The following is a 19,769-nucleotide window of genomic DNA, read 5'->3' on the forward strand; positions in this document are numbered from 1 at the left end:
GCAGACTCGGGCCATCCTGCGTATATCCCCTCTCAACAGCGGCGCGGCAGGCTCTGGCCTGACGCTCCACCGGAGAAGTGTAACGGGCCGCGCGCCCGTTTTTTTGTTTTTGGACACGTATGACCAACGATCTCATCGCAAAGGCCGCCATCGACCGACGCATGGCGGAAATCATCACACCGGTGATCGAGGACCTTGGCTTCGAACTGGTCCGGGTGCGCCTGATGTCGGGCAAGACGACTGTCTTGCAGATCATGGCGGACAAGCCCGGCGGCGGCATCGAGGTCGACGACTGCGCCGAAATATCGAATTCGGTCAGCGCGATCCTTGATGTCGAAGACCCGATCCTCGACGAATATACGCTGGAAGTTTCCAGCCCCGGAATTGACAGGCCGTTGACGCGTCTTAAGGATTTCGATGCCTATGAAGGCTACGAAGCCAAGATCGAGACGGCAGAACTGATCGATGGCCGCCGCCGCTTCAAAGGCATGCTTGCCGGCGTTGACGGGGACGAGGTGCTGATCAACGTGGACGAAGGCACCATAGGCCTGAAATTTGACTGGCTCAGCGACGCAAAGCTGGTGCTCAGCGATGATCTGATCAAGGAAATGCTGCGCCAGCGCAAGGCGGCTGGCACGCTTCCCGAAGATCTGGACCAGGACGCATTTGACGAAATCGAGACTGAGAGCTCACCCGAGGAGAACAGATAAATGGCTATCACCTCTGCAAACCAGCTGGAGCTGTTGCAAACCGCCGAGGCCGTCGCCCGCGAAAAGATGATCGATCCCGGTCTGGTGATCGAAGCGATGGAAGAAAGCCTCGCCCGCGCTGCCAAGAGCCGTTACGGCGCAGAGATGGACATTCGGGTTTCGATTGACCGTAAGACCGGTCGTGCGACCTTTACCCGTGTGCGCACCGTGGTCGAGGATGAAGAGCTTGAAAACTACCAGTCCGAATTCACTGTCGCGCAGGCCAAGCAATACATGGCCGATCCACAGATCGGCGACACTTTCGTAGAAGAAGTGCCCCCAGTCGAAATGGGCCGGATCGCAGCGCAATCCGCAAAGCAGGTGATTCTTCAGAAAGTGCGCGAAGCCGAGCGTGACCGTCAGTACGAAGAATTCAAGGATCGCGCGGGTACCATCATCAACGGTCTCGTCAAGCGCGAGGAATACGGCAACGTCATCGTCGATGTGGGCGCGGGCGAAGGCATTCTGCGCCGCAACGAAAAGATCGGTCGCGAAAGCTACCGTCCGAACGACCGCATCCGCTGCTACGTCAAGGATGTGCGGCGCGAACCGCGTGGCCCGCAGATCTTCCTGAGCCGAACCGCTCCGGAATTCATGGCCGAGTTGTTCAAGATGGAAGTGCCGGAAATCTACGACGGTATCATCGAGATCAAGGCCGTGGCCCGTGACCCGGGTTCGCGCGCAAAGATTGCGGTGATCTCTTACGATGGTTCCATTGACCCCGTTGGCGCCTGCGTCGGTATGCGCGGCAGCCGTGTTCAGGCCGTTGTGAACGAGCTTCAGGGCGAAAAGATCGACATCATTCCGTGGAATGAGGACCAGCCGACTTTCCTCGTCAACGCGCTCCAGCCCGCCGAGGTCTCCAAGGTGGTTCTCGACGAAGAAGCCGAGCGTATCGAGGTTGTTGTGCCGGAAGAGCAGCTTTCGCTTGCCATCGGTCGTCGCGGTCAGAACGTGCGTCTGGCCAGCCAGCTGACTGGTCTCGACATCGACATCATGACCGAGGAAGAAGAATCCGCCCGTCGTCAGGCCGAATTCGAACAGCGTACCAAACTGTTCATGGATACGCTGGATCTCGACGAATTCTTCGCCCAGCTTCTGGTTTCCGAGGGTTTCACCAACCTCGAGGAAGTCGCCTATGTGGAATTGGATGAACTTCTCGTCATCGATGGCGTGGACGAAGATACGGCTGCCGAGCTTCAGGCACGTGCGGCGGAATACCTCGATGCGCAGAACAAAGCGGCGCTTGAAAACGCCCGTGCACTGGGAGTTGAGGACAGCCTGGTTGAATTCGAGGGTCTGACACCCCAAATGATCGAAGCACTGGCCAAGGACGGTGTGAAGACGCTTGAAGATTTTGCCACCTGTGCTGACTGGGAACTGGCCGGTGGCTGGACCACGGTCGACGGCGAGCGAACCAAGGACGACGGTATTCTGGAACCCTTCGAGGTTTCGCTCGAAGAAGCGCAGAACATGGTGATGACAGCCCGTATCCAGCTTGGCTGGGTCGATCCGGCGGAACTCGAATCCGATGAGGAAGAGGTCTCCGACGAATCCGAAGTAGAAGTCACCACGGAGGCCGGGGCCTGATAGGGGCCCGGAGGTCGCTGGATGAGCCGCGGAGGCATCTCTAAAGATCGCGATGGCGATCCCGAACGCAAATGCATTGCGACCGGAGAGGTGCAGCCAAAGAACGGTCTGATCCGGTTCGTTGCCGGTCCCGAAGGCCAGCTCGTGCCGGATATTCTGGGTAAATTGCCCGGCCGCGGAACTTATGTTGCGGCTGACCGGGCGGCTTTGGAAAAGGCCGTGAACAAGAAATTGTTCGCCCGCAGTCTGAAAGGGCCGGTCACGGTTCCCGACGGGCTCGTGGACGAAGTCGAAAGCCAGCTTGCGCGCCGGGTGATCGATTTGATCAGCCTTGCTCGCAAATCCGGCCACGCTGTGGCCGGATATGAAAAGGTCAAGGATTGGCTGGCAAAAGAAGAAGCAGAAATCCTGATCCAGGCCGTTGATGGCTCGGGTCGGGGAAAGTCGAAACTCAGCACGCCGCATTTCGGCCGATACATCGGCTGGCTTACGTCGAATGAGCTGGGGATGGCTTTTGGACGTGAAACTGTGATACATGCGGCCCTCGCCTCTGGTGGACTCAGCCATCGTGTTGTAGAGGATGCGCAAAGACTGCGCGGAGTGCGCGAAGCGGAGAGCGGCAAGGGCCGCTCGGAAGGAAAAAGAGCTTAATGAGCGATACTGACGGCAAAAAGACATTGGGTCTGCGTGGGGGGTCCCGTCCGGGGAACGTGAAACAGAGTTTCAGCCACGGTCGGACCAAGAATGTCGTTGTGGAAACCAAGCGCAAGCGCGTTGTGGTTCCCAAGCCGGGCGCCGCCAATAAGGCGACTGGCGCGGCGACGTCTCCCTCGGCAGATCCTTCCCGCCGTCCGGCGGGTATCTCTGATGCCGAGATGGAACGCCGGATGAAAGCGTTGCAGGCTGCCAAGGCCCGCGAAGCAGAAGAAGAAGCGCAGCGGATCGCCGAGGAAAAGGCGCGCGAAGAAGAACGCGATCGCCGCCGCGCCGAAGCGGAAGCGAAAGAGCGCGAAGAGCGTGAACGCGAAGAGGCGCTGAAAGCCAAGGCCGAGGAAGAAGAACGTGCCAAGCGCGAGGCTGAAGAGGCTGCGCGCCGTGCCGCCGCGCCGCAGGAAGCGCCCGAAGCGCCGGCTGCTGCCGATGCGCCGCGTTCGTCCAAATCCGCGCCCGCAGCTTCGCCGCGCAAGGCAGACGCCGACCGCGACCGCGAACAGCGTTCAAATCGTGGCAAGGGCCGCGACGACAACCGCCGTTCTGGCAAGCTCACGCTGAATCAGGCGCTGACCGGCGGCGAAGGTGGTCGCCAGCGGTCGATGGCCGCGATGAAGCGCAAGCAGGAACGCGCCCGTCAGAAAGCGATGGGTGGCAATGTCGAGCGTGAAAAGGTCGTACGTGACGTTCAGGTGCCCGAAGCGATTGTCGTTTCGGAACTGGCCAACCGTATGGCTGAACGCGTCGGCGAAGTCGTCAAGGCGCTGATGCAGAACGGTATGATGGTCACGCAGAACCAGACCATCGACGCAGATACGGCGGAATTGATCGTCGAGGAATTCGGCCACAAGGTCGTCCGTGTTTCCGACTCCGACGTCGAACAGGTTATCGCACAGGTCGAGGATGACGAAAGCGCGTTCCAGTCGCGTCCCCCGGTCATTACCATCATGGGCCACGTTGACCACGGCAAGACCTCGCTGCTGGACGCAATCCGTAACGCCAAGGTTGTTGCCGGCGAAGCAGGCGGGATCACCCAGCACATCGGCGCCTACCAGGTGAAGACCGATGGCGGTCAGCTGTTGACCTTCCTCGACACGCCCGGCCACGCCGCCTTTACCTCGATGCGCTCTCGCGGTGCTCAGGTGACTGATATCGTTGTGCTTGTTGTGGCTGCGGACGACGCCGTGATGCCGCAGACGATCGAAGCGATCAACCACGCCAAGGCGGCAAAGGTGCCGATGATCGTGGCGATCAACAAGATCGACAAACCCTCTGCGGACCCGGACAAGGTACGTACGGACCTGCTCCATCACGAAGTCATAGTAGAAAAGATGTCCGGCGATGTTCAGGACGTCGAAGTCTCGGCGATTTCCGGTCAGGGTCTCGACGATCTGCTCGAAGCCATCGCGCTTCAAGCGGAACTGCTCGAACTCAAGGCGAACCCCGATCGTGCCGCCCAAGGCGCCGTAATCGAGGCGCAGCTTGACGTTGGCCGTGGTCCCGTTGCCACCGTTCTCGTCCAGACCGGTACCCTGCGCCAAGGCGACATTTTCGTCGTAGGCGAGCAATGGGGTAAGGTCCGCGCGATGGAGAACGACAAGGGCGAGCGCGTCAAAGAAGCCGGTCCTTCGGTTCCGGTGGAGGTGCTTGGTCTTAACGGTACTCCCGAAGCGGGCGACGTTCTGAACGTGGTGGAAACCGAAGCGCAGGCGCGCGAAATCGCCGAATATCGTGAAAAAGCCGCCAAGGACAAACGGGCCGCTGCCGGTGCTGCCACGACGCTGGAACAGCTGATGGCGAACGCCAAGGCGAACGAAAACGTGTCCGAGCTGCCCATCCTCGTCAAAGCAGATGTGCAGGGTTCTGCCGAAGCCATCGTTCAGGCAATGGAAAAGATCGGCAACGACGAAGTACGCGTTCGTGTTCTGCACTCCGGTGTCGGCGCGATTACGGAAACCGATGTCGGCCTTGCCGAAGCATCAGGTGCGCCGATCATGGGTTTCAACGTGCGTGCAAACGCCTCTGCGCGTAACACCGCGAACCAGAAGGGCGTCGAGATCCGCTACTATTCGGTGATCTACGACCTTGTGGACGATGTGAAAAAGGCGGCAAGCGGTCTGCTTTCTGCAGAGATCCGCGAAAAGTTCATCGGTTATGCCGAGATCAAGGAAGTCTTCAAGGTTACCGGCGTCGGCAAGGTTGCCGGGTGTCTGGTTACCGAGGGTGTTGCCCGTCGCTCCGCTGGCGTTCGCCTGCTGCGCGACAACGTGGTTATCCACGAAGGTACGCTCAAGACGCTCAAGCGCTTCAAGGACGAAGTGTCCGAAGTACAATCTGGTCAGGAATGTGGTATGGCCTTTGAAAATTACGACGATATCCGCCCCGCGGATGTGATCGAAATTTTCGAGCGCGAGGAAGTCACGCGGGTGCTGGATTAATCCGGCACCTCGCTCAGGCGAAGTACCCAAACATAGAAAAAAAAGGCACGGTTTTCCCCAAACCGTGCCTTTTTCGTCTTTCGTGAGTAGCGAAATTACGCGGCGGTGCTCACCGGTTTACCGGTATAAATCGTCTTTCCGTCGCGAACGACAATTTTGCCGTTCGGAAGTGTGCGGACGAACATGCCCTGAATAGATATGGACGTCCCGATCGTGATAGTACGCAACATGTGATGTTCTCCCCAAAAGAAACATGCCCCGAAATGTAACAAAATTGTATTGTCAAACGATTATGTAAGCGAGTGATTTCTTGGGGTGTTTTTGTGGAAATATTAGGCTAACAAGATTAATATTGTCCTAAAATCGTGCACGATGTCTTCTTTGCCACGGATAATCGTACGCTTCCCTAAAGTAAGTCTCTCAAAACGGGAATCAGTGGCAGGTCCGCTTCCGGCATCGGATAGCTTTTTAGATCCTGCGCCCGGACCCATTTAAGTGCCTGATTTTCCCGGGACCGGGGTATTCCCTGCCACTTTCGACACACGAAAAGCGGCATAAGCAGATGAAAATCATCATATTTATGGCTGGCAAAGGTCAGCGGAGCGAGGCAGGAGGCCCAGGTATCGATGCCCAGTTCCTCCTGCATCTCACGAATCAGGGCTTCTTCGGGGGTTTCTCCGGGTTCGACCTTGCCACCGGGAAACTCCCACAGTCCGGCCATCGCCTTGCCTTCTGGTCTCTGAGCGATAAGAATGCGCCCATCGGGGTCAACAAGAGCGACGGCGGAAACCAGAACAGATTTCATCTGTCAGGACCGGTAATCGGCGTTGATGTCGATGTAGCCGTGCGTCAGATCGCAGGTCCAGACTGTCGACGTGCCGTCGCCGATACCCAGATCCACGCGTATTAGCAGTTCCTGCTGTTTCATGTGGGCGGCTGCGTCGGCCTCGACATAGTCGGGATTGACCCAGCCGTTTTCCGCCACCAGCACGTCACCGAACCAGATGCTCAGCTTGTCCCGGTCGGCCGCGGCACCGGATTTGCCTATCGCCATCACGACGCGCCCCCAGTTCGGGTCTTCCCCGGCGATCGCCGTCTTGACCAGTGGCGAATTGGCAATTGCCATGGCATGCGTTTTGGCGTCAGCATCGTTTGCCGCGCCCGAAATCTGGATCTCGACGAACTTGGTTGCCCCCTCGCCGTCGCGAACCACCTGATGCGACAGATCCAGCATGACCTCGTGCAACGCTGTTTGGAATTCCCCATTCCCGGTGGCATCAACCCCCGATGCACCGGTCGCGCAGAGCATCAAGCTGTCCGAGGTCGAGGTATCGCTGTCGACCGTAATGCAATTGAATGTTCGGTCGGTCAGCTTGGAAAGCATGCCCTGCAAGGCACCTTGTTCAACCTTTGCATCGGTAAAGATGTACACAAGCATCGTCGCCATATCGGGCGCGATCATGCCCGAACCCTTGGCGATTCCCGCGATACTCACGGTTTTGCCGTCAATTTCGACCTGACGACTGCACCCTTTCGGGAAGGTATCCGTTGTCATGATCGCCCGCGCCGCGTCGGAAATGCCTTCGGGAATCAATGCGGTCTTGAGCGCGTCGAGCTTGGCGATGATCCGGTCGTGCGGCAATGGCTCGCCAATCACGCCTGTCGAGGCTGTAAAGACGCGGGCCTCGGGCACACCGGCGATCTCGCCTGTCGCTCTCGTGAGCTCTGCAACAGACATTTGCCCGCGCTGCCCGGTGAACGCGTTGGAATTGCCTGAGTTCACCAGGATGGCGGCACCCGGTTCCGGATCGCCGCCCAGTTTCGACTGACAGTCCAGAACCGGCGCCGAGCGCGTGGCCGACCGGGTAAAAACCCCGGCGACCGACGTGCCGGGATCCAGTACCGCCAGCATGACGTCTGTACGTCCCTGATAGCGGACCCCCGCCGCAACCGATGCAAAACGAACCCCGTCAATGACGGGAAGATCGGGGAAAGAAGCCGGTGCCAGCGGCGATACGGCAAGGGTCTTGGCCATAGGGTCAGTTCCGAATCATCTCGAGGTCAGTAATCATCTGCGGATCGAACCCTTCGACTTCGGGCCTTTCCACGTTGGCTGCATTGGTAATCTCTTCGATGCGTTTCTCAACCGCTTTCTGACGCAGCTCGGTCGCGATCTCGACCTGTACCTCTTCCAGCGGCGGTGCATCGGCCTGACGGGTCTCGTTCAGCTTGATGACGTGCCAGCCGAACTGGGTCTGCACCGGTTCCGACACATCGCCGGCTTCAAGCGCGACCACGGCCGCTTCGAACTCGGGCACCATCGCGCCTTCACCAAACCAGCCCAGCGATCCCCCGTTCGGGCCGGATGGGCCGGTGGATTTTTCTTCGGCAGTCTTGGCAAAGTCCGCGCCGCCCATGATTTCTTCGCGGATCGCGTTCGCTTCTTCCTCGGTTTCCACGAGAATATGCGATGCGTTGTATTCAGTGCCGCCGACACCATCGCTATAACGAGAATCGTATTCTGCCTGAATATCGGCATCGCTCACCGCGTCGCGCATGATGCTTTCGATCTTGTCTCCCGCCAAAAGCGAGCGACGCTCATTGTCGAGCGACAGGGCGACATGTCTCGGCAGGTCGCCCTCGTGTTCTTGTTCCAGTGCGGATTGCTGGATGAGCTGGTTGATGATCGCCGGGTAAAGCTGCTCGGGCGGCACCTGTTGGTACTGCTGCGGTAGGCTGGCAAAAGCGATGATGACATGACCCAGAGTGATTTCCTGATCGTTCACCCGCGCCACGACTGTATCCGCCGATGGTTCGGCGCTGGATACCGTCGGGAGTGCCAGGCTGACGGCGAAAGCCGCTGCAGGCAGAAATGTGAGACGTTTAAGCATTGAAATCATCCTATTCGCGTTGACGCGACGGGGCGCGCCGTTGACACTGTATGGCCTGCCCCTTACATCGCCTTGTGGCCTTGGCAGGACCTGCGTCCCTTTTACCTATGGGTTGCGCGAAGGGCGGGCAAGCCTGCGAAAATTACGAATATGTCAGATCGGCTGGAGAGCAAATGCTGGGTATCGGAACTATCGCCAAAAAGGTGTTCGGAACACCGAACGACCGAAAGATCAAGGCGACGCGCCCACTGGTCGCACAGATCAACGCTCTCGAACCTGAATTCGAGAAGCTCACCGATGACGGTCTGAAGGAAAAAACGCAGGAGCTGGCGGAAAAGGCCCGCAACGGTACCTCGCTTGACGACCTGCTGCCCGAAGCATTCGCCAACTGCCGCGAAGCCGCCCGCCGCGCGCTGGGCCTGCGCGCCTTCGACACCCAGCTCATGGGCGCGATCTTTCTGCATCAGGGGAATATCGCTGAACAGAAGACGGGTGAAGGCAAGACGCTGACTGCGACCTTTGCTGCCTATCTCAACGCGCTTGTCGGCAAGGGCGTGCACGTGGTGACGGTCAACGAATACCTCGCCAAGCGTGACTCTGAATGGATGGGCAAGGTCTTTGCGGCGCTGGGCATGACCACGGGCGTGATCTGGTCCGACATGCCGAACGATGCCAAGCTGGCGGCCTACCAGTCGGACATCACCTACGGCACCAATAACGAATTCGGCTTCGACTACCTCCGCGACAACATGAAATCCGAACTGTCGCAGGTTTTCCAAAAGCAGCACTACTACGCGATCGTTGACGAAGTCGACAGTATCCTGATCGACGAGGCACGGACTCCGCTGATCATTTCCGGCCCCTCGCAGGACCGGTCCGAGCTTTACAAGACCATCGATGCCTTCATCCCTATGCTGACGGATGAGCATTTCACGCTCGACGAAAAGACGCGGAACGTCACCTTCACCGACGAAGGCAACGAATTCCTCGAAGAACAGCTGACCGCCCGTGGCCTGCTTGAAGAGGGCCATTCGCTCTATGACCCGGAAAGCACGACCATCGTGCACCACGTCAACCAGGGTCTTCGGGCGCACAAGCTGTTCCAGAAAGACAAGGACTACATGGTGCGCGACGGTCAGGTCGTGCTGGTGGATGAATTCACCGGCCGCATGATGGCCGGCCGCCGCCTTTCCGATGGTCTGCACCAGGCCATCGAGGCCAAGGAAGACGTCCAGATCCAGCCGGAAAACGTGACCATGGCATCGGTCACCTTCCAGAATTACTTCCGTCTTTATGACAAGCTGTCCGGCATGACCGGTACGGCAACCACCGAAGCCGAAGAATTCATGGAAATCTACCGGCTTGGCGTGGTCGAAGTGCCGACCAACCTGCCGATTGCCCGTGTTGACGAAGACGATCAGGTCTATCGCACGGTGCGCGAAAAATACGACGCGATCATCAAAGAAGCCAAGAAGGCCCATGAAAAGGGCCAGCCGGTTCTGATCGGGACGACCTCGATCGAGAAATCCGAGGTGCTGAGCCAGCTTCTTACCAAGGAAGGCATCAAGCACAACGTCCTGAACGCGCGTCAGCACGAACAGGAAGCCCAGATCGTTGGAGACGCGGGCAAGCTGGGCGCGGTGACCATCGCCACGAACATGGCCGGACGCGGCACCGACATCCAGCTTGGCGGCAACATCGACATCAAGGTGCTTGAGGCGATGGAGGCCAACCCCGACGCCGACCCGGAAGCGCTGCGCAAGGCCGAGGAAGCCAAGCACGCCGAGGAAAAGAAGAAGGTGCTGGAGGCGGGTGGTCTTTACGTCATGGCCTCGGAACGGCACGAAAGCCGCCGGATCGATAACCAGCTGCGCGGCCGTTCGGGCCGTCAGGGTGACCCGGGCCGTACCTCTTTCTATCTCTCGCTCGAAGATGACTTGATGCGGATTTTCGGCTCGGAGCGGCTCGAGAAAGTGCTGACCACCCTCGGCCTGAAAGAAGGCGAGGCGATCATCCATCCCTGGGTCAACAAATCACTCGAACGCGCGCAGGCCAAGGTCGAAGGCCGCAACTTTGATATCCGAAAGCAGCTGCTGAAATTCGACGACGTCATGAATGAGCAGCGCAAGGTCATCTTTGGCCAGCGCCGCGAGATCATGGAGGCCGCCGATCTGTCCGAGATCGCGCAGGATATGCGCCACGAAGTCATCGACGATCTGGTCGATGCGCATATGCCGCCCAAGACCTATGCAGATCAGTGGGATATGCAGGGCCTCTATGCTCAAGTCATCGAGAAGCTGGGAATTGACGTTCCGGTCATCGAATGGGCCGAAGAAGACGGCGTCGACGACGAACAGATACGCGAGCGGCTTCAGAAAGCCTCGGACGAAAACATGGCCAAGAAGGCCGTGGAATTCGGCCCCGAGAACATGCGCAATATCGAAAAGCAGATCCTGCTTCAGACCATCGACGCCAAGTGGCGCGAGCATCTGCTGACGCTTGAACACCTGCGGTCGGTCGTCGGTTTCCGTGGCTATGCGCAGCGTGATCCGCTCAACGAATACAAAAACGAAAGCTTCCAGCTGTTCGAGAACATGCTTGACAGTCTGCGCGAAACCGTCACGCAGAACCTGTCGAACCTCAAGATGCCGACCGAGGACGAGCAGCGCCAGATGATGGCGCAGTTCCTCGCTCAGAACCCGGAGATGCGTCAGCGCGCCGAAGCCGAAGGTCAGGTCGCGGCCCAGCCGCAGCAGGCCGAAACCGAGGTCGCCGAGGCTAAACCGGGTTTCGATGAAAATGACCCCACAACATGGGGCAATCCCGGTCGTAACGAAAAATGCCCCTGCGGCAGCGGGCTCAAGTTCAAGCACTGCCACGGCAAGATCACCTGACTTTGCGCCAGAATGACTCCTAAACGCGGCCACAAGTTGGCCGCGTTTTGCGTTCAGACAGCTCTGTAACCACTGGTTCGGAGACTCGAATGAGCAAGCTACGACTGATCGCAACGACGGCGGGCACCCTCGGCTGCGCCTTTGCCATTGGCCTTTTCATGCAGTCCGCCGGACCCGTGAAACAAAAGGCTCTCGGTCTCAAGTCACCGGAAATCAAGCAGGCCGAATTGTCGTCCACCGACCCAAGGCTCACTTGGGATATCTGCACCACTGATGATCCGGTGATCGTGGATGGCATGCCGCTCGAGGTTACGGGGATTGAGCTCACGTCAATGAGCATGGATCACGATGAGATGGGAGAAGAACTTCTCTCTCATCCGGAGAGTTACAATATTTCAAAGCCTCCTTCGCTGGTCGAACTGGCTGAGGCCGACACCCCGTTTCGCGGATGTGAAATTCAGGTCAGCGCAAAGCCAGTAGAACCGGCAAGCGTTGCGCTCGACATTGCCGCGCCCTGCAATCCCAACGAACGGATCAGCCTGCACCACATGGGCATGATCGTGACCGAAAGCACCTCGGACGAGGGGAGGCTTCAGGTGACGATCCCCGCGCTTTCGCAAAAGGCGGTTTTCATGATCGTGCCGGACACCAATGGCGCCGTGGTGGCGACGGCGAAGGTGCCGAGTCTTGCGGAATATGACCGGGTCGCGCTGCAATGGGTAGGCAACGGCGGTTTCCAGATCCACGCCCGCGAATTCGGTGCCGATTATGGTTCGGCTGGGCATGTCTGGGCCGAAAGCTCCTCTCCTGCTGGCGAGGAAGGTGGTCGGGTCTCGCGCCTTGGCGATCCGACGCTTGCCGATGCCAATCTCGCGGAAATCTATACCTTCCCCAAGTCGCGTTCTAAAAAAGTCGGGACCATTGCCCTGACCGTCGAAGCAGAGGTGACCGAGAAAAACTGTGGCCGTGACATTGCTGCCCAGTCCATCGAGTTGAGGGATGCGGATTTGCCACGAACCCAAGATCTTGTGCTTTCCGTACCTGAATGTTCGTCGGTGGGGGATTTTCTGGTGTTGAATAATCTGATTGATGACCTGAAAATCGCGGCCAGATAAGCCGCGCAACAGACAGGTATCAATCGATGGCATTGCTTCGTGCGGCGTTCTGCGCCGCACTTGTCCTTTTGGGAACGACCCTTGCGGCTCAGGACATCACCCTGACGTCGCGCGACGGCGAGATCGAAATCTCCGGCAGGTTCCTTGGCTATGATGGCGAATTCTATCGCATCGATAGCAAGTTCGGCGAACTGACGCTGGACGGCTCCGGCGTGCTTTGCGAGGGGCCGGCTTGTCCGAACCTGTCTGATTATGTCGCTAGTATTTCGTTCTCCGGTGCGTCTGCGATGGCTTCGGTTCTGATGCCGTCGCTGGTCGAAGGCTTTGCGCTGCGCAACGGCTATTCGGTGGAACGTCGCGATGTGGATTCCCACCATCTGGTTGTGGAACTGTCCGAGCAGGGGAAGCTGGCCGCCCGCTTCCTGTTTCGCAGCACCAATACGGACGAAGGCTTTGCCGATCTTCTCGCCAACGAGGCCGATATCGTCATGGCGCTGCGGGAAGTGCGACCGGATGAAAGCCGTCGTGCGTTTGAGGCAGGTTTGGGCGATCTTGGCACACCTGCCCGCAATCGGGTTCTGGCGCTGGATGCCATGGTGCCGGTCGTGGCTGCAGATAACCCGCTTGGCATGATTTCGACGCCGGCGCTGGCGCAGGTTTTTGCCGGAGAGATCACCAACTGGACCGAGCTTGGCGGACCTGACGCACCGATTTCCGCACATCTGGTGGTTGCCGGTTCCGGGCTGGCGCAGGCTGCCGAGGACTATCTGCTTGGACCGGCCGGGCTGACGCTTGCGCCTGATGTAACGCTCCACGACAGCGGTAGCGATATGGTGGATGCGGTAACTGCCGATCCGTTTTCTATCGGGCTTGCCAGCCACGCAGAGACCGGCACGGCGCGGGTACTGACCCTGACCGGTGGTTGTGGGCATCGTCTTGCTGCCTCGCGCCAGACGATAAAGACCGAGGACTATCCTCTTACGACACCGATGTTTCTGTACCTCCCGGCGCGTCGTCTGCCCAAGATCGGGCGCGAGTTCATGGGATACCTGCGGTCGAACATGGCGCAGAACGTGATCCGTCGAGTGGGGCTTGTGGATCAGGCGCCAGAAACCATCGGGTTGCAGGCGCAGGGCGACCGGTTTGCCAATGCGATACTGGCTGCCGGTGACGAGGTGCCGCTTGCCGAATTGCAGCGGATGGTGGGGTTTTTCATGCCGATGCAACGCCTGACACATTCCTTCCGGTTCGAAACAGGATCGACGCGCCCGGATGCCCAGTCGCGCACAAATATCGATCTGCTGGCACAGGCCATTGAGGCGGGGGAGTTCGACGGACGCAGGCTTGTTTTTGTCGGTTTCAGTGATGGTGACGGCCCGGCCTCGGCCAATCTGCGGATCGCCCGTGCGCGGGCCAAGGCCATTCAGGGCGCTGTCCTTCGCAAGGCGCAGGCAGCCGATCCCGGTCGCGTCGAGGTGCATATCGAAGCTTTTGGCGAGGCGCTGCCGATGGCCTGCGACGACAGCGAATGGGGGCGCAAGGTCAATCGCCGCGTCGAAGTCTGGGTGCGATAAGCTACTGGCAACGCTCGCAGATACCCTCAGATCAGCGCTTCGCTTCGAAAGCTCAGTTCGCGCGATTTCCCGATGATCAGGTGGTCATGCAGCGTCAGCCCAAGCGCGTCGCAGGCCAGCTTGACCTGGTTGGTCATGGCAATATCCGCCTCGGAAGGGGTTGGGTCGCCGGAGGGGTGGTTATGCACAAGGATCAGCGCGGCGGCGTTCAGTTCAAGCGCGCGCTTCGCGACCTCGCGCGGGTAGACCGGCACGTGATCTACCGTGCCCTTGGCCTGTTCCTCATCTGCGATCAGCACGTTCTTACGGTCGAGAAACAGTACCCGGAACTGTTCGGTTTCGCGGTGGGCCATGGTCGTATGGCAATAGTCCAGAACCGCGTCCCAGCTTGAAATAACTTGCTGCTGCAAGACCTTGGAGCGGGCCATACGTTGGGCGGCGGCCTCGACGACCTTGAGATCGGTGATGACTTGTTCACCGACACCGTTCACCTGCAAGAGCCGCTCGGGCGGGGCAGCAAGGACGCGATTGAAGTCGCCGAAAGTATCCAGCAGCGCCCGTGCGAGCGGTTTGGTGTCCTTGCGCGGGATCGATCTGAACAGCAGCAGTTCGAGCAGTTCGTAATCCGGCATCGCGGTGGCGCCGCCGCTGCGAAAACGTTCCCGCAGGCGTGTACGGTGGTCTGCGATATAAGAAGGCAGCCTGCCAATTGGCAAAGGCGTCGTTGGCGCCTCATCCGCGTCGAACAATGACGGCGCAACTTCGTTGAAGGAACGTTCTCGGGCCATGCTGCGAGGGTGCGTCTACTTGGTTAAAGAACTATTAAAAGAAAGTTCTACAACCAAAGGTAGATCGCTGCAATGGGGGGTGATATCCGTACACAACCCTTGCACCCCCTGTACACCGCCGCAGCGCAGCATCGGCAGGTCAAAAAAGGGGCCGGTGTCGAACCGGCCCCTGTTGTTTCAGCCCTTCATTCCGTCCCAGAAGGATTTCACGGAGGAGAAGAAGGATTTCGATTCCGGGTTGTTGTCCTCGCTCAACTCATCGAATTCGCGCAAGAGATCCTTTTGCTTGGTCGTGAGGTTGACCGGGGTTTCGACGGCGAGTTCGATGAACATGTCGCCCGCGCCACCGCCGCGCAGGGCCGGCATGCCCTTGCCACGCAGACGCATCTGGCGACCCGACTGGCTACCGGCAGGGATCTGCACCCGGCCACGGCCGCCGTCAATGGTCGGCACTTCGATAGCGCCGCCAAGCGCGGCCTTGGTCATGCTGACAGGCACCCGGCAATGCAGGTTCATGCCGTCGCGTTCGAACAGGTCATGGGCCGCGACCTCGACAAAGATATAGAGATCGCCCGGAGGACCACCGCGCATCCCGGCCTCACCCTCTCCGGCAAGGCGGATGCGGGTGCCGGTTTCGACACCAGCGGGGATGTTCACATTGAGCGCGCGGTTCTTTTCGACCCGGCCGGCACCGCCGCAGGCTTTACAGGGATTCTTGATGATCTGGCCCAGACCCGAGCAGGTCGGGCAGGTGCGTTCGACGGTGAAAAAGCCCTGCTGCGCGCGTACCTTGCCCATGCCCGAACAGGTGGGGCAGGTGGTCGGTTCGACACCGCCCTCGGCGCCGGAGCCCTCGCATGAGCCGCAGGGGACTGCCGTGGGGACGTTGATCGTCTTTTGCATGCCTGAATAGGCATCGTCGAGCGAGACACGTAGGTTGTAGCGCAGGTCGGATCCGCGCGCCGCGCGACGTCCGCCGCCACCGGCGCGTCCGCCGCCCATGAAGTCACCAAAGAGGTCGTCGAACACGTCGGAGAATGCCGAGGAGAAATCCCCTCCGTGTCCGGGACGAGCGCCGCCCCGTCCGCCACCCATGCCGCCTTCGAAGGCCGCGTGGCCGAAACGGTCATAGGCCGCTTTTTTCTCGGCGTCTTTCAGGATTTCATAAGCTTCGTTCGCCTCTTTGAACTTGGCTTCGGAATCCGGGTTGTCGGCGTTGCGGTCCGGGTGAAATTCCTTGGCCTTCTTGCGATAGGCCTTTTTGATCTCGTCCGCGGAAGCGCCTTTGGCAACGCCAAGTACGTCATAGAAATCACGTTTTGACATCGTTTATTACCTCTCTCCCGGAACGTGTTGGGCCGGCCCGGAGACCGGACCGGCCCAATATTGGTTCCGGATTTATGCCTTAGGCACGCTTGTCGTCATCCAGATCTTCAAAGTCCGCATCGACGATGTCGTCGTCGCCACCCATGTCGGCCGCCTTGGGTTCTTCACCCTCGGTTTCCTGGCTGGCCTTGTAGATCGCTTCGCCGAGTTTCATCGCGGCTTCGGTCACGTTCTGGATGCCGGACTTGATCTTGTCGGCATTGTCGGTTTCCAGCTCGTCCTTGAGCGCGGCGATGGCGAGCTCGATCGCCTCGATCGTGGTCGGGTCGACCTTGTCGGAATGCTCTTCCATCGACTTTTCGGTCGAGTGGATAAGGCTTTCCGCCTGGTTCTTGGCATCGACCAGCTCGCGACGGGTCTTGTCCGCCTCGGCGTTTTCCTCGGCGTCCTTAACCATCTTTTCGATGTCGTCCTCGGACAGACCACCAGAAGCCTGGATCGTGATCTTCTGCTCTTTGCCGGTGCCTTTGTCCATGGCGCCGACCGACACGATACCGTTGGCGTCAATGTCAAAGGTCACTTCGATCTGCGGCATGCCGCGCGGTGCCGGGGGGATGTTTTCAAGGTTGAACTGGCCGAGGATCTTGTTGTCGGCTGCCATTTCACGTTCACCCTGGAAAACCCGGATGGTCACGGCGTTCTGGTTGTCTTCCGCGGTCGAGAAGATCTGGCTCTTCTTCGTCGGGATCGTGGTGTTGCGGTCGATCAGGCGGGTGAACACGCCACCCAACGTTTCGATACCGAGCGACAGCGGGGTCACGTCGAGCAGGACAACGTCCTTGACGTCACCTTGCAGAACACCGGCCTGAATGGCGGCACCAAGAGCAACGACCTCGTCCGGGTTCACGCCCTTGTGGGGCTCTTTCCCGAAGAACTTGGTCACTTCCTCGATCACCTTGGGCATACGGGTCATACCGCCGACGAGAACGACTTCGTCCACGTCCGAGGTCGACAGACCGGCATCCTTCAGCGCGGCCTGACACGGCTTCATCGACGCCTTGATCAGGTCGGCCACGAGGCTTTCCAGCTTGGCGCGGGTCAGCTTCATGACCATGTGCAGCGGCTGACCATTGGAGCCCATCGAGATGAACGGCTGGTTGATCTCGGTCTGGGAGGAGCTGGACAGTTCGATCTTGGCCTTTTCAGCAGCCTCTTTCAGACGCTGAAGCGCCATCTTGTCCTTGGTCAGATCGACGTTGTTCTCTTTCTTGAACTCGTCCGCGAGGTAGTTGACGATGCGCATGTCAAAGTCTTCACCGCCGAGGAACGTGTCGCCGTTGGTGGATTTGACTTCGAACAGGCCGTCGTCGATTTCGAGGATGGTCACGTCGAAAGTACCGCCGCCAAGGTCATAAACCGCGATGGTCTGGGTGTTTTCCTTGTCGAGACCATAGGCAAGTGCGGCAGCCGTCGGTTCGTTGATGATCCGCAGCACTTCGAGACCGGCGATCTTGCCCGCATCCTTGGTGGCCTGACGCTGGGCGTCGTTGAAATAGGCCGGAACGGTGATGACTGCTTGGGTCACTTCCTCGCCGAGATAGCTCTCGGCGGTTTCTTTCATCTTGCCGAGGATGAAGGCCGAAATCTGGCTGGGCGAATATTTCTCACCCTTGGCTTCGACCCATGCGTCGCCATTGCCGCCGTCGATGACGTTGAACGGCATGTTCTTGCGGTCCTTGGCGAGATCGGTGTCGTCGTTACGGCGACCGATCAGGCGCTTGACGCCAAAGATGGTGTTTTCCGGGTTGGTGACGGCCTGACGTTTCGCCGGCTGGCCGACAAGGCGTTCGTCATCCGTGAATGCAACGATAGACGGGGTCGTGCGTGCCCCTTCGGAGTTTTCGATCACACGCGGCTGGCTGCCATCCATGATGGCGACGCAGCTGTTGGTGGTCCCGAGGTCAATCCCGATTACTTTACCCATAGTCTTTGATCCCTTCATTATTCAAGGCGATAACCCGAAGCCCGAACCCGTTTCGGCATCCCGGCCCCGATATGATATGCGCCTTGCAGAGCCTGTCTGTTCGGCGCGTCCCGGCGTATATAGGGACCGCAAAAAGCCCGTGCAACCGGTCATGACAGGAGGAGTTCGCGAATTTGTGACCTTTTTTACACGGCAAATGCGAATGCAAAGGATGTAGGCGATGCGATTGACGATCCGGGGTGTGGAGGTTTTGAAATCCTGTCTCGACGAGGCGCGACAGGCGCGGCTGGTCGAGCTCGTGCGTGATGTCTGGCGTCAGGCGCCGCCCTATGCGCCCGAAACGCCATATGGCAAGGCGATGTCGGTGAGGATGACCTCGGCCGGGGCGTTCGGCTGGTACTCGGACCGGTCCGGCTATCGCTATGTGAGCGAACACCCCAATGGGGCCGCCTGGCCCGGTATTCCCGAGGAGGTTCTAGACATCTGGCGCGAAGTGACCGGGCTTGAGAGGTTGCCGGAATGCTGCCTCGTCAATTTTTACGGCGAGGGCGCACGGATGGGGATGCATCAGGACAAGGACGAGGCGGATTTCTCATGGCCCGTCGTGTCGATCTCGCTTGGCGACGACGGACTGTTCCGGATCGGCAACCTGACCCGGGGTGGCAAGACGGAGTCCGTTTGGCTGAATTCCGGCGACGTGGTGGTGATGGGGGGCGAGGCTCGGCTGGTCTATCACGGCGTGGACCGGATCAGGTACGGGTCGTCCCGGCTGCTGGAAAACGGCGGGCGGATCAACCTGACGTTGCGGGTGGTGACCTGAGCGGGCCTAGCGCCGGGCACCCCAGCTCGCCGAGACGCGGCGGCGGGTATAGAATTCGCCCATGAGGCCCAGCATCGTCAGCCCGACGCCGACCCAGAGCGCGTAGTGCCAGTTCGAGAAATGCGGATTGTAGTTGATGAAGACGAATCCGCGCGACTGGTCGATCGTGTGAAACAGCGGATTCCAGTCGAAGATGGGCAGCATGAAACCGGGCAGGGTGTTGGCAAGAAACATTTTACCCGAAGCGATCATATTGGCCCTTTGATAAAGGCTCGACGCGATTCCCACGGCGGCGGGGGCCCATGGCTTGGCCGAGAGAAAGATCATGCCCACCGCGCAGCCGGTGAACCATGACAGCATCACCATGCCGAAGGCCGCGCCGGGCTGGTAGATTTCGATGGGCGTGAAGGCGACGTGATAGATAAAGAGGATGACGAACATCGACAGCAGTTGCGTGTAAAGCGCACCAAGCGCGGCCGCCGTTATCGTTATCGCGGTGTTCAGCGGCGCGTGCTGCATCATAGAACTGTTCGGGCCTTCGGCCCCGGTCACGGCGGATATCGCCTTGATATGACACATGAACAGAAAGATGCCGGACATCACGTAAAGCAGGAAATCGCCGCGTACCGCCGAGCTGCGCATCTTGAGAACGGTGAACATGAAGTAGAACACGATCACGAACATCACGACCTGAAGCATGTTCAGGCCAATGGCGATAAAGGCGTTGTTATGACGGGCGCGGACGCTGCGGACGACAGAGTGAAAGATCAGCTCGAGTGTCGTCAGGGCACGCGCAAAGCTGGACTGATGCCGCCTGTACCTGAACATGAAAACTGCTGTCCTGTGTCGCTGTGCCGTCGAGAGGCAGGGAATTCTTGCTGTTCCCGTG

The 19,769-nt window shown here is 59.2% G+C and carries 15 protein-coding genes; 8 read left to right on the forward strand and 7 right to left on the reverse strand.

What is annotated here, in order from left to right; genetic code table 11:
* Positions 1–119 precede the first annotated feature (119 nt).
* Genes rimP through infB form a run of 4 tightly spaced genes read left to right on the forward strand, consistent with a single transcriptional unit; the run spans position 120 to position 5,488 of the window.
* On the forward strand, positions 120–710 hold the full coding sequence (gene rimP, locus ACU0FH_RS09570; RefSeq protein WP_446194397.1) for a ribosome maturation factor RimP: 591 nt from the start codon (positions 120–122) through the stop codon (positions 708–710).
* A complete protein-coding gene (gene nusA, locus ACU0FH_RS09575) occupies positions 711–2,339 on the forward strand; it encodes a transcription termination factor NusA (protein WP_446194398.1) in 1,629 nt (542 codons plus the stop codon).
* A gap of 21 nt (positions 2,340–2,360) precedes the next feature.
* A complete protein-coding gene (locus ACU0FH_RS09580) occupies positions 2,361–2,990 on the forward strand; it encodes an RNA-binding protein (RefSeq protein WP_446194399.1) in 630 nt (209 codons plus the stop codon).
* Positions 2,990–5,488 (forward strand): translation initiation factor IF-2, encoded by a 2,499-nt coding sequence (gene infB, locus ACU0FH_RS09585; RefSeq protein WP_238372110.1) that lies wholly within the window; start codon positions 2,990–2,992, stop codon positions 5,486–5,488. Before ACU0FH_RS09580 ends, infB begins: the two co-directional genes overlap by 1 nt.
* 406 nt (positions 5,489–5,894) lie before the next feature.
* Here infB and mutT read toward each other — a convergent pair whose 3' ends face one another.
* From mutT to ACU0FH_RS09600, 3 genes are read right to left on the reverse strand one after another with little or no spacing between them, the layout of a single operon-like run.
* A complete protein-coding gene (mutT, locus tag ACU0FH_RS09590) occupies positions 5,895–6,293 on the reverse strand; it encodes an 8-oxo-dGTP diphosphatase MutT (RefSeq protein WP_446194400.1) in 399 nt (132 codons plus the stop codon).
* 3 nt (positions 6,294–6,296) lie between these two features.
* On the reverse strand, positions 6,297–7,523 hold the full coding sequence (gene argJ / locus ACU0FH_RS09595) for a bifunctional glutamate N-acetyltransferase/amino-acid acetyltransferase ArgJ (RefSeq protein WP_446194401.1): 1,227 nt from the start codon (positions 7,521–7,523) through the stop codon (positions 6,297–6,299).
* 4 nt (positions 7,524–7,527) lie between these two features.
* Positions 7,528–8,379, reverse strand: coding sequence for a peptidylprolyl isomerase (locus ACU0FH_RS09600; RefSeq protein ID WP_446194402.1), 852 nt, complete (start codon positions 8,377–8,379; stop codon positions 7,528–7,530).
* A 173-nt stretch (positions 8,380–8,552) separates the two neighbouring features.
* Between ACU0FH_RS09600 and secA the strand changes: the two genes are divergently transcribed.
* The 3 genes from secA to ACU0FH_RS09615 all read left to right on the forward strand — a co-directional run bounded on the left by secA (position 8,553) and on the right by ACU0FH_RS09615 (position 13,962).
* On the forward strand, positions 8,553–11,273 hold the full coding sequence (gene secA, locus ACU0FH_RS09605; protein ID WP_446194403.1) for a preprotein translocase subunit SecA: 2,721 nt from the start codon (positions 8,553–8,555) through the stop codon (positions 11,271–11,273).
* Positions 11,274–11,362: 89 nt separating this feature from the next.
* Entirely contained in the window at positions 11,363–12,388 is a 1,026-nt protein-coding gene (locus ACU0FH_RS09610; RefSeq protein WP_446194404.1) for a hypothetical protein, read from the forward strand.
* A 26-nt stretch (positions 12,389–12,414) separates the two neighbouring features.
* The gene (locus ACU0FH_RS09615; protein ID WP_446194405.1) at positions 12,415–13,962 is read left to right on the forward strand and encodes a phosphate ABC transporter substrate-binding/OmpA family protein; all 1,548 of its coding nucleotides are present in this window, start codon (positions 12,415–12,417) and stop codon (positions 13,960–13,962) included.
* A 26-nt stretch (positions 13,963–13,988) separates the two neighbouring features.
* On the opposite strand, the gene radC is transcribed toward ACU0FH_RS09615, so the two are convergent.
* The 3 genes from radC to dnaK all read right to left on the reverse strand — a co-directional run bounded on the left by radC (position 13,989) and on the right by dnaK (position 18,060).
* Positions 13,989–14,750 carry a RadC family protein gene (gene radC, locus ACU0FH_RS09620; protein ID WP_446194406.1) on the reverse strand — a complete coding sequence of 254 codons (762 nt, stop codon included), beginning with the start codon at positions 14,748–14,750 and terminating at the stop codon, positions 13,989–13,991.
* Positions 14,751–14,927: 177 nt separating this feature from the next.
* Entirely contained in the window at positions 14,928–16,076 is a 1,149-nt protein-coding gene (gene dnaJ / locus ACU0FH_RS09625) for a molecular chaperone DnaJ (RefSeq protein ID WP_446194407.1), read from the reverse strand.
* 79 nt (positions 16,077–16,155) lie between these two features.
* On the reverse strand, positions 16,156–18,060 hold the full coding sequence (gene dnaK, locus ACU0FH_RS09630) for a molecular chaperone DnaK (protein WP_238372101.1): 1,905 nt from the start codon (positions 18,058–18,060) through the stop codon (positions 16,156–16,158).
* 220 nt (positions 18,061–18,280) lie between these two features.
* On the opposite strand from dnaK, the gene ACU0FH_RS09635 reads away from it, so the two are divergent.
* A complete protein-coding gene (locus ACU0FH_RS09635) occupies positions 18,281–18,880 on the forward strand; it encodes an alpha-ketoglutarate-dependent dioxygenase AlkB family protein (protein ID WP_446194408.1) in 600 nt (199 codons plus the stop codon).
* A 6-nt stretch (positions 18,881–18,886) separates the two neighbouring features.
* On the opposite strand, the gene ACU0FH_RS09640 is transcribed toward ACU0FH_RS09635, so the two are convergent.
* Positions 18,887–19,708 (reverse strand): ABC transporter permease, encoded by an 822-nt coding sequence (locus tag ACU0FH_RS09640; protein ID WP_088631686.1) that lies wholly within the window; start codon positions 19,706–19,708, stop codon positions 18,887–18,889.
* Positions 19,709–19,769: the final 61 nt, after the last annotated feature.

The sequence above is a fragment of the Heliomarina sp. genome, assembly GCF_052826185.1.